This is a genomic window from Pelomonas sp. KK5 (genome assembly GCF_001984095.1).
Lineage (GTDB): Bacteria > Pseudomonadota > Gammaproteobacteria > Burkholderiales > Burkholderiaceae_C > KK5.
The window spans coordinates 1-10,383 of sequence record NZ_LYVQ01000227.1; the positions used below are offsets into that span (position 1 = coordinate 1).

The window sequence follows — 10,383 nt, forward strand, 5'->3', positions numbered from 1 at the left end:
GTCGATGCCGGCGATGCGCGCATGGCCGTGGGGGCTGCGCACGAAGACCGCGTGCAGCGTCTGCGGCAGCTGCTGGTTGGCGACGAAGCCGCCACGGCCACGCAGCATGCGGGCGTCTTCGGTGCGCAGGAGATCGGTGTCGGTGAGCGTTGCCATGGCCGCCATTGAAGCGGCGCCGACACTTCCATGCAAACGCATTGTTTCGATCGATTCAGCGATTTCCTGACTGAATCGAAATGCGGGCACGCAGCGCTGCACCTGCCCCGCGGCGGGCAGGCCGGCGGCGGCGCCGCGGATCAGGCGGCGCGCTTGCGGGCGGAGGTCTTGGTGGCGGGCTTTTTCGCCGCGGCCTTGGCGCTGGCGCGGGGCTTGGGCGCGGGCGCGGGTTCCACGGCCGGCGCGTCCGGCACGGCGGCCTTCGCGCCGCCGGCCTGCTGCTGCTGCTTCAGCAGATCCAGCACATTGATCGACAGGCGGGCGGTGTGGTTGCGCATCGCCTCGTAGGAGGCCTCGGCGTCGGAGGCCATGATGGCCTTCAGGATCGCGTCGTGCTCCTCGTGCGCCACGCTCAGGCGCCGCTCGACATGGGCCTGCGCGGCGCGGAACGGCGCCATCCGCTCGCGCAGGCTGGCCAGCATCGCGGTGAGGCTGCGGTTCTGCGCGCCGGCGCCGATCAGCTCGTGGAACTGGCGGTTCAGCTTCAGGTAGCCGGCCTCGTCGCCGCTGGCCACGCACTCGGCGCTCTGCTCCTGCACCATCTGCAGCTGCTTCTTCTGCACGGCGCTCATGCGCTCGGCGCTGATGCGGCAGCACAGCGCGTCGAGCTCGACCATCGCTTCCAGCATGTCGGTCAGGTCGTCCAGCCCGATCGTGCGGACGATGCCGCCCTTGCGCGGCTGCAGGTCGATCAGGCCGCGCGCGTGCAACTCGCGCAGCGCCTCGCGGATCGGCGTGCGCGAGACCTCGAAGCGGGCCGCGAGCGCCACCTCCTCCAGCTTCTGGCCGGGCGGCAGCCGGCCGCTGACGATGTCGTCGGTGAGGCTGCGGCAGATGCTGGCGGAGGCGATACCCATGAACCGATCCCTGGTTGTTGGTGGAGCGACGAGGAGACGAGGCGGCGCCGATTCTAGCCACCAGCGGGCGCTGCGCTTTGTTGATCGGCATCATTGAATACATATTGAACGTAATGTATACATATGAACCTCACCACATCAACAGGAGTTCCTCCCATGTCCGGCAAGCTGCGTCACCTCGCCATTTCCGTTCCCGACCCCTGGGCCGTCGCGCCCTTCTACGAGCAGGCCTTCGGCATGAAGAAGGTCGGCGAGACCGATTCCTCGCTGGCGCGGGGCGTCTACCTGAGCGACGGCGTCATGTGCGTCGCGCTGCTGAACTACAAGACCGACGAGGCCGCCGGCGACCGCGGGCGCGACTACGTGGGCCTGCACCACATCGGCTTCTGGGTCGACGAGATCGGCCAGGCCCGGCGCGACTGCGAGGCCGCCGGCGGCACCTACTACATGGGCGAGGTGCCGGTGAAGGGCAACAGCTTCTACGAGGTCAAGTACAAGGACCCGAGCGGGGTCATCGTGGACCTGACGGATCATGGGTGGGGCGGGGCCGCGAAGAATGTGGTGGCAGTTGCCGACGACGTTGCACCGGGCTTGCGGCATCCGGATCTGAAGGCTGATCGAAGCGGAATCTGATTCGCTCGCGGAAGAGTGGGGTTGGCGTGGTCGACGAGAAAGACCACCGGCGCCGGCAACGCTGTGGCCCGGGCGGCAGCGTTGCAACCACAATCTCCCGCGTCAGCTCACGACATTCGCCGGCACGCCGCCAGCAACAAGCACCGCATCCACCGCTGCCATCAGCCGCTCCAACTGCGCCCGCTGCGCCTCCGGTGACCGCCCCGCCATGTGCGGCGTCAACACCACCTGATCCATCGCCGCCAGTTCGGCCGGCACCTCGGGCTCGTCCTCCAGCACGTCAAGACCTGCCCCCGCGATCTCGCCCGCCTGCAGCGCGGCGATCAGGTCGCCGGTGTGCACGACGCTGCCACGCGCGATGTTGACGAGAAAGCCCTTCGGCCCCAGCGCACGCAGCACTTCACGATTGACGATATGCCGCGTCACCGCCCCGCCCGGGCAGGCCAGCACCAGGCAGTCGCTCGCCTCGGCCAGGGCGAGCAAGGACCTGTGATGCGCGTAAGGCAATTCAAGCCGCGGCTGCCGCGTGTGATACGCCACCTGCATGTCGAAGGCCTCCGCGCGCCGGGCGATCTTCTGGCCGATCAGACCCATGCCCACGATGCCGAGCCGCCGGCCGTTGAGCGTCGGCCGCGCGGCGCGGCTGCCTTCCCAGCCGCCCGCCTTCACCGCCCGGTCCACCGGCACCAGGCCGCGCGAGACGGCCAGCAGCAGCGCCATCGCATGGTCGGCCACCGTCGCGTCGTTCGCGCCCGGCGCATGGCTGACGATCACGCCGCGCGAGCGCGCCGCCGCCAGGTCGATCGCCTCGTAGCCGGCGCCGAAGGCATGCACCAGGCGCAGTGCCGGCAGCGCGGCCATCTGCGCCGCGCTCAGGCCCGTGCTGCCATTGGTCAGCACCGCCTGCACCGTTCGCGCTTCCTCCGGCCCTGCCGGCGCATGCATCAGCGTGTAGCGGGCCGCCAGCACGGCGATGAACTCGGCCGGCAGCGGGACCAGCGTCAGGAGATGGATCGAGTCACTCATCGGTATTTACCCCGAAATCAGGATTGCCTTGCTTGTTATGTATACATGACGATGATATTGTATTCATCAAGCAAGAACAAAGGACGACATCTTGAACTGGTTCGCAATCGCCTCCTACGACATCGGCCACGGCCCGCGCTCCGCGCTGGTGCTGGATGACAGGCTCTATGACGCTACCGACGCCGCCCGCGCCGCCGGCCTCGACACCCACCCGCTGCTCGCCGGCACGCAGCACGCGATCGAGCAGTGGCCGCAGGCCGCCGCCGCCGTGGAGCAGCTCGCCGCGGCGCTGCCGGCGCTGGCCGACAGCGGCCGCGTGCAGGCGCTGGACGCGACCGCGCTGCGCCTGTGCGCCCCCTACCGCCCCGCCCGCATCTTTGCCGCCGCTTCCAACTATCACGAGCACGCGAAGGAGATGGGCACCAAGCTCGCCGCGCGCAGCGAGAGCGCGCCCTATGTGTTCCTGAAGGCCGACAGCAGCGTGATCGCCACCGAGGTGGACGTGGTCAAGCCGGCCGGCACGCAGAAGCTGGACTGGGAGGTGGAGCTGGGCGTGGTGATCGGCCGCGAATGCCGCAACGTGAGCGTCGAGGAAGCGCACGAGGTGATCGCCGGCTACACCGTCTTCAACGACATCAGCGCCCGCGACCTGAACCGCCGCAGCGACTACCCCTTCACGCACGACTGGTTCCGCGGCAAGAGTCACGACACCTTCGGCCCGATGGGCCCCTGGGTCGTGCCCAGGGCCTGCCTGCCGGACCCGCAGAAGCTGCGCATGCGCCTGCAGGTGAACGGCGAGACGATGCAGGACGGCACGACGGACGAGATGATCTTCAACGTCGCCGAGCAGATCGCCTACCTGTCCTCGATGCTGACGCTGCGCCCCGGCGACCTGCTCGCCACCGGCACGCCCACCGGCGTCGGCATGGGCCGCGGCGTCTTCCTGCAGGCCGGCGATGTCATGATTGCCAGCATCGACGGCATCGGCAGCATCCGCAACCGCGTGGTCGCTGCCTGACGTCACACATCAACTGACCGATCCCGATGACCCAAGCCCTTCGACGACGCGCCCGCCAGGCGCTGCTGACCCTGGCCCTGCTGGGCCTCGCCGCCACACCGGCGCTGGCGCTGGACAAGGTCCGCTTCAACCTCGCCTGGCTGCCGCAGGGCAGCACCGGCGGCGTGCTCGTCGCCCAGGCCAAGGGCTTCTACGAAGCGGCCGGCATCGAGCTTGTGGTGCAACGCGGCTATGGCGGCCAGCGCACCGTCAACGAAATCGACCAGGGCCTGTTCGAGTTCGGCTACGGCGACCCGATCAGCGTGATGCTGAACCGCTCGCAGGGCGGCAAGACGACGATGGTCGGCGCGATCAATACGCGCTGGCCGGCCGCGCTCTGCTACATGGAGAAGCCCGGCCGGCCGCTGCGCACGCCAGCCGACCTGAAGGGCCTGAGCCTGGGCGGCGGCATGGCCTCGCCGCTGCAGAACATCGTGCCGGCCTGGCTGCAGGCCAACGGCCTGCCCGCCGACCATGTGAAGCTGCTGCGGCTGGACCCGGCGGTCATCAATCCCTCCTTCCTGCAGGGCAAGATCGACCTGGCCGAATGCTGGGAAGGCGCCAACAAGCCGCTGCTCGAGCAGCTCGCCAAGCGCAACGGCATGACCCTGGGCGCCCTGCGCTACCGCGACTTCAAGCTGGACATCTACGGCAACGGCCTCGTCGCCAGCGAGAAGCTGATCGCCGGCAACCCGGCCCTGGTCAAGCGCTTCGTGCAGGCCACCTACCGCGGCTACGAGTTCATGCGCCAGCAGCCGGAGCAGGCGGTGGAGCTGATCGCCGCCGGCAACAAGCTGCTGGACAAGGCCATCCTGCTGCAGCAGGTGCGCGAGACCAACGAGCTGCTGAACGAGCCCGGCCAGAAGCTCGGCACGATGAACGCGGACCGCATGCAGGCCACGCGCAACTTCGTGAACAAGGCCTTCAAGGCCACCTCGGCGGTGCCGTCCACCGAGATCTACACCAACCGTTTCGTCGAATGAGTGACGCCATGACGAATCCGCAGCAAGACCTCAAGCTCCGCCCCCGCAAGCTCGGCCACCTGGTGCTGATGGTGCGGGACATCCACGCCTCGGTGAAGTTCTACACCGAGGTGATGGGCCTGCAGGTGTCCGACTGGATCAGCGACCAGATGGTCTTCCTGCGCGCCGGCGAGGACCACCACGACCTCGCCCTCTCGCAACTGTCCGACCGCGCCTCGCCCGACTTCAACGACCTGCCGCGCTACAGCCGCCCGGGCCTGGAGCACTTCTCCTACCTGGTCGACGACCTGGCCGAGATGGAGCGCGCCGCGCAGGTGCTGCAGGCGCATGGGGTGGAGATCGTGCGCGGCATCGGCAAGCACGGGCCCGGCGAGAACCTCTTCCTCGTCTTCAAGGACCCGGACGGCAACAACGTGGAGCTGTACTGCGAGATGACGCAGATCGACGCCGGCAAGCCGCATGAGGCGAAGGTCTGGGAGCGCAACATCGACTCCTTCGACCAGTGGCACTTCGAGCGCTTCGTCGTGCCACCGCCGCAGGCGGTCGTCGATGCCAAGAAGGGCGGGAAGGGCAAGCCATGAGACGCCTCGCCGAGACCCTGCTGTTCTGGGCCGCGCTGGCCGCGCTGTGGGAGTTCGGCGTGGGCTGGCTGGGCGTCAAGCGCTACCTGCTGCCGCCGCTCAGCGCGGTGCTGGAGGCCGGCTGGGAGAACCGCGAGCTGGTGCTGTCGGAGACCTGGGTGACGCTGCTCGAAGTCGTCGCCGGCTTCGCGCTGGCTGTCGTCGGCGGCGTGCTGCTCGGCGTGCTGATCCAGTTGAGCCCGCTGGCGCGGCGCACCGTCTATCCGCTGGTGACCGCGCTGCAGAGCATGCCCAAGATCGCGCTGGCGCCGCTGATGATCGTCTGGTTCGGCTATGGCTTCGCGTCCAAGCTGGCGTCCACCTTTTTGTTCGCCTTCTTCCCGGTCGTCGTGGCCACGCTGGGCGGCATGCAGAGCGTGCCGCTGAACCTGGCCGAGCACTTCGACGCGCTGGGCGCCTCGCGCTGGGACCGCTTCTGGCGGCTGCAGGTGCCGGCCGCGCTGCCGGCCTTCGTGGACGGGCTCAAGATCGCGATGCCGCTGGCCGTGATCGGCGCCATCGTCGGCGAGTTCATCGGCGCCGAGCAGGGCCTGGGCCACCTGATGACGGTCGCCACCGCCAATGCGCAGACCGACCTGATGTTCGCCGCCATCCTGGTGGTCACCGCGCTGGCGGTGCTGCTGTATGCCGGCGTCGAGCGGCTGGCGCGCGCCGTGTGGTGGCGCGGGATCGCCTTCTGAACCAGGTGCTTCAACAAAAATGATCGTCGAGCAGGACAGCAAGACCTTGGAACAGGCAGCAGGCGCGATCGAGGTCCGCCAGGTGCTGAAGACCTTCGCCGGCCGCCACCAGGTGAAGGCGCTGGAGGCGGTGGACCTGGTGGTGGCACCCCGCGAGTTCGTCTCCATCCTCGGCCCCAGCGGCTGCGGCAAGAGCACGCTGCTGCGCATCGTGGCGGGCCTCACGCCCTACGAGGGCGGCACGGTGACGGTGAACCGACGCCCGGTGCGCGGCTGCAGCCCGGAGATCGGCGTCGTGTTCCAGAGCAGCAATATGCTGCCCTGGCTGACGGTGGCGCAGAACATGGCGCTGGGCGCGAAGCTGCGCGGCCTGCCCGCCGACGGCATGGCGCCCAAGCTCGCGCGGCTGACCGAGATGCTGGGCCTCAAGGGCTTCGAGAACCACCACCCGCACCAGCTCTCCGGCGGCATGCGCCAGCGCGCGGCCATCGGCCAGATCCTGGCGCTGGACCCGCAGATCCTGCTGATGGACGAGCCCTTCGGCGCGCTCGATGCGCTGACGCGCGACAAGCTCAACGTCGAGCTGCTGCGCATCTGGCAGGAGCTGCGGCAGACTGTGCTGCTGGTCACGCACAGCATCGCCGAGGCGGTGTTCCTGTCGGACCGGGTGGTCGTGATGTCCGGCCGGCCGGGCCGCATCGTTGAGGAGCTGAAGATCGAGCTGCCGCGCCCGCGCGACCCCGAGACGATCAAGCAGCACCCGCGCTACGCCGAATACATCGGCACGCTCTCCCGCCTGATGGGCGTCTTCAACCATGACGGGCATTGAGTCGGCCCGCGCGCTGCTGCGCGAGATCGGCCCGCGCTGGGCCGATGACATCGAGGGCCACCGCGACCGCGTCGTGCGCACCTTCACGCCGCTGCTGGCCGACCGCGCGCTGCCCAGCCTGGCCATCGCCCGCGACATCGCCTACGGCCCGCACCAGCGCCAGCGCCTGGACCTCTACCGCGGCGGCGCCGCGCGCGAGCCCGGTGCGCGCTGCCCGATCATGGCCTTCGTCCACGGCGGCGCCTTCGTGCGCGGCCGCAAGGACAGCAGCGAGCAGGTCTACGGCAACGTGCCGCGGCTGTTCGCACGCCACGGCTTCGTCGGCGTCAACATCGAGTACCGGCTGGCGCCCGAGGCGCCCTTCCCGGCCGGCCCGCAAGACCTGACCCTCGCGGTCGACTGGCTGCGCGAGCATGCCGCCGGCTTCGGCGGCGACCCGCGGCGCATCGTGCTGGTCGGCCATTCGGCCGGCGGCGCCCATGTGGCCAGCTACCTGTGCGACCGGCGCCTGCGCCCGGCCGAACCCCGGGTGGCCGGCGCGGTGCTGATCAGCGCCCGGCTGCGCGCCGACGTGCGGCCCGACAACCCCAACGCCGCCGCCGTGCGCGCCTACTTCGGCGAGGACGAGCGGCTGTACGAGCAGGACTCGGCCGTCAGCCATGCGCAGCACCTCAACGTGCCCGCGCTGCTGGCCGTGGCCGAGCACGAGAACCCCTGGCTGGACGTCTATGCCGCCGAGTTCTGCCACCGCGCCGGCCTGGCGCTGGGCCGCATCCCGCCGCTGATCTGCCTGCCGGATCACAACCACACGTCCATCGTCGCGCATCTGGACAGCGGCCTGGACCCTGCGTTCGGCGAAGCGCTCATCGCTTTCGCCTCGGGGCTGAAGCCCTGCCCGTCGTAGACGCGCTCTCTCTCCTCTCTTTCACTTCCACTTCCCGGAGTTCCGCATGGTCATGCACGACTTGACCGGCGCGTTCGCGCCCGTCGTCACCCCATTCCTGCCCGACGGCAGCACCGACACCTCACGCTTCATCGCCCATTGCCGCTGGCTGATCGACCAGGGCGCGGGCCTGGCGCCCTTCGGCACCAACAGCGAGGCCAACTCGATGAGCGCCGGCGAGCGCATGGACCTGCTGGCCGCGCTGATCGCCGCCGGCCTGCCCGCCGCGCGCCTGCTGCCCGGCACCGGCGCCTGCTCCGCGCCCGAGACCGCGATGCTCACCCGCCACGCCGTCGCCAACGGCTGCGCCGGCGTGCTGATGCTGCCACCCTTCTTCTACAAGGGCATCAGCGATGACGGGCTCTACGGCTGGTACGCCGACGTGATCGCCCGCGTCGGCGACCGGCGGCTGCGCCTGTACCTGTATCACATCCCCGCGCTGAGCGGCGTGCCGATCGCCCATGCAGTCATCGAGCGCCTGCTGCGCGACTTCCCCGGCATCGTCGTCGGCATCAAGGACAGCTCGGGCGACTGGGACAACCTCAGCCGCATGCTGGAACGCTTCCCGACCCTGGCCGTGTTCCCCGCCTCCGAGAGCCTGATCTCGCGCAGCCGGCCGCTGGGCGCGCGCGGCTGCATTTCGGCCACCGTCAACGTCAACCCGGGCCGCATCAGCCGCCTGGTGAAGGAATGGAACACGCCCGGTGGCGCGGCGCTGCAGGCCGAGGTCGACGCGGTGCGGCAGGTGGTGCAGGGCTTCCCGATGATCGCGGCGCTGAAGGACATCCTCGCCGCCGGCCGCGACGATGAGGCCTGGCGGCGCGTGCGGGCGCCGCTGACGGGTCTCTCCGACGCGCAGGCCGAGACGCTGCATGCCTCGCTGCGCGGCCTCGGCTTCCGGCTGTGAACGGGCCCGCCATGCTGGACGGCCTCATCCGCCCACTCGGGCCCTACTCCTACGTCAAGCGCCGCGGCCCCTGGCTGTTCGTTTCGGGCATGAGCGCCCGCCAGGCCGACGGCGGCTGCGCCGGCGTGACACTGCGGCCCGACGGGTCGCCCCAGTTCGACGTCGCCGTGCAGACCCGCGTCGTCATCGGCAAGATCGACGCCGCGCTACGCGCCGAAGGTGCCTCGCTGGCGGACTGCATGAGCCTGACCTGCTACCTCGTCGACATGCGCGACTTCGCGGCCTACAACGCCGCCTACGCCGAATACTTCGACGCGGAGGGGCCGGCGCGGACGACGGTGGCCGTGCACCAGTTGCCGCATCCGCACATGCGCATCGAGATCACCGCGATCGCCTGCCTGCCATGCTGAGCGAGCACCACTGGGACCTGCTGCTGCGCCAGGCCCGCAGCTTCAACGGCTGGCTGCCGCGCCCGGTCGAGCCGGCGCTGCTGCGCGAGCTGTACGAACTGGCGAAGATGGGGCCGACCAGCATGAACTGCTCGCCCGCGCGCTTCATCTTCGTCACCAGCGCCGCGGCCCGCGAGCGGCTGCTGCCCTTGCTGGCGGCGGGCAACGTGGAGAAGACCCGTACGGCGCCTGTGACGGTGATCGTCGGCGCGGCGCGGAACTTCCAGCAGCGCATGCCGCAGCTGTTCCCGCAGCGGCCGACGGCCCGTTCGATCTTCGACGGCAACGACGCGCTGCGCGAGAGCACCGCCTTCCGCAACAGCAGCCTGCAAGGCGCCTACCTGATGCTGGCTGCGCGCGGGCTGGGGCTGGACTGCGGGCCGATGTCGGGCTTCGATGCGGCGGCGGTGGAGGCGGAGTTCCTCGCCGGCGAGGACGTCGCGGTCAACTTCCTTTGCAACCTCGGCCACGGTGACCCGGGCTCGCTGTTCGAGCGGCTGCCACGGCTTGCGTTTGATGAGGCTTGTCGTGTCTTGTAGATGATGGTGATGCCGGCAACGCTGCGGACCGGGTGTTGTCCACACGGGCTTGCCGTGACGGATCGCGTTGACCGGATCGCGGAACGGTGCCTCGACTGGCTGGCCGCTGTGCAGCGGGAGCGGGCATCTACCAAACGACGGCGAACTGGCGCAGTCGGCCATCAGCGGGTATTCGTGACAGACGGCTTCAAGGCATCGACCAACGCCCGTGGCTATGTGCGGGTGCCGACCGGCTGACGACTGGAGAGCCATCGGCATCCCTGGCCGACAGATTGCCGTCCACCGAACTCCTTGTGGCCGCGGACACGACGGTCACAAAGAACTCGCGGGCCACGCGAGTCGGATCATGAGATCTCCTTCGCACACGGCGTCGCGAATCAGCTTGAGGCCCGGCCGACGGGCTTGCGGCGGCGCGCCAGCCAGTTGGCGATACCGAACAGGCCGCCGGCGCCGAACAGCGCGGCGGAGCCGGGCTCGGGGACTGCCGTGATGGCGGTGATCACGCCGGTCGTCGCGAACTGCGAGGTGTCCAGCGCCATTGTGGGGTAAGTAACTGTCAATTTGAGCGCATACGCGGCGGTCGATTTCCCGAGCGGGCTAGGATGCGACACCCGCCCTCCGGC

13 protein-coding genes are annotated in these 10,383 nt (G+C 69.5%); 10 read left to right on the forward strand and 3 right to left on the reverse strand.

The genetic code is table 11. The features are described from left to right. Positions 1-296: 296 nt before the first annotated feature. Positions 297-1,073, reverse strand: coding sequence for a GntR family transcriptional regulator (locus tag B0W88_RS25690; protein ID WP_077037448.1), 777 nt, complete (start codon positions 1,071-1,073; stop codon positions 297-299). A gap of 156 nt (positions 1,074-1,229) precedes the next feature. Between B0W88_RS25690 and B0W88_RS25695 the strand changes: the two genes are divergently transcribed. Next, positions 1,230-1,706, forward strand: coding sequence for a VOC family protein (locus B0W88_RS25695; RefSeq protein WP_077037449.1), 477 nt, complete (start codon positions 1,230-1,232; stop codon positions 1,704-1,706). Positions 1,707-1,808: 102 nt separating this feature from the next. Here the strand turns inward: B0W88_RS25695 and B0W88_RS25700 are convergent, their stop codons facing one another. After that, positions 1,809-2,732, reverse strand: coding sequence for a 2-hydroxyacid dehydrogenase (locus B0W88_RS25700; protein ID WP_077037450.1), 924 nt, complete (start codon positions 2,730-2,732; stop codon positions 1,809-1,811). A 91-nt stretch (positions 2,733-2,823) separates the two neighbouring features. Here B0W88_RS25700 and B0W88_RS25705 point away from each other — a divergent pair, with 91 nt between their 5' ends. Genes B0W88_RS25705 through B0W88_RS25745 form a run of 9 tightly spaced genes read left to right on the forward strand, consistent with a single transcriptional unit; the run spans position 2,824 to position 9,760 of the window. Next, a complete protein-coding gene (locus B0W88_RS25705; protein WP_077037451.1) occupies positions 2,824-3,750 on the forward strand; it encodes a fumarylacetoacetate hydrolase family protein in 927 nt (308 codons plus the stop codon). Positions 3,751-3,776: 26 nt separating this feature from the next. Beyond that, positions 3,777-4,772 carry an ABC transporter substrate-binding protein gene (locus B0W88_RS25710; protein ID WP_077037452.1) on the forward strand — a complete coding sequence of 332 codons (996 nt, stop codon included), beginning with the start codon at positions 3,777-3,779 and terminating at the stop codon, positions 4,770-4,772. An 8-nt stretch (positions 4,773-4,780) separates the two neighbouring features. Next, positions 4,781-5,353: a VOC family protein gene (locus tag B0W88_RS25715; protein WP_077037453.1), complete on the forward strand. Its 573-nt coding sequence runs from the start codon at positions 4,781-4,783 to the stop codon at positions 5,351-5,353. Beyond that, positions 5,350-6,093 carry an ABC transporter permease gene (locus B0W88_RS25720; RefSeq protein ID WP_077037454.1) on the forward strand — a complete coding sequence of 248 codons (744 nt, stop codon included), beginning with the start codon at positions 5,350-5,352 and terminating at the stop codon, positions 6,091-6,093. Before B0W88_RS25715 ends, B0W88_RS25720 begins: the two co-directional genes overlap by 4 nt. Positions 6,094-6,112: 19 nt before the next feature. After that, complete coding sequence (locus tag B0W88_RS25725) at positions 6,113-6,922, forward strand: ABC transporter ATP-binding protein (RefSeq protein ID WP_077037455.1); 810 nt, start codon at positions 6,113-6,115, stop codon at positions 6,920-6,922. Continuing rightward, entirely contained in the window at positions 6,909-7,826 is a 918-nt protein-coding gene (locus B0W88_RS25730) for an alpha/beta hydrolase (protein WP_077037456.1), read from the forward strand. Before B0W88_RS25725 ends, B0W88_RS25730 begins: the two co-directional genes overlap by 14 nt. A gap of 46 nt (positions 7,827-7,872) precedes the next feature. Continuing rightward, on the forward strand, positions 7,873-8,772 hold the full coding sequence (locus B0W88_RS25735; protein ID WP_077037457.1) for a dihydrodipicolinate synthase family protein: 900 nt from the start codon (positions 7,873-7,875) through the stop codon (positions 8,770-8,772). Between the two features lie 11 nt (positions 8,773-8,783). Continuing rightward, entirely contained in the window at positions 8,784-9,182 is a 399-nt protein-coding gene (locus tag B0W88_RS25740) for a RidA family protein (RefSeq protein ID WP_077037458.1), read from the forward strand. After that, the gene (locus tag B0W88_RS25745; protein WP_077037459.1) at positions 9,176-9,760 is read left to right on the forward strand and encodes a malonic semialdehyde reductase; all 585 of its coding nucleotides are present in this window, start codon (positions 9,176-9,178) and stop codon (positions 9,758-9,760) included. The genes B0W88_RS25740 and B0W88_RS25745 overlap by 7 nt, the downstream gene beginning before the upstream one ends. Positions 9,761-10,137: 377 nt before the next feature. Here B0W88_RS25745 and B0W88_RS32715 read toward each other — a convergent pair whose 3' ends face one another. After that, positions 10,138-10,299 carry a PEP-CTERM sorting domain-containing protein gene (locus B0W88_RS32715; RefSeq protein WP_083749071.1) on the reverse strand — a complete coding sequence of 54 codons (162 nt, stop codon included), beginning with the start codon at positions 10,297-10,299 and terminating at the stop codon, positions 10,138-10,140. Positions 10,300-10,383: the final 84 nt, after the last annotated feature.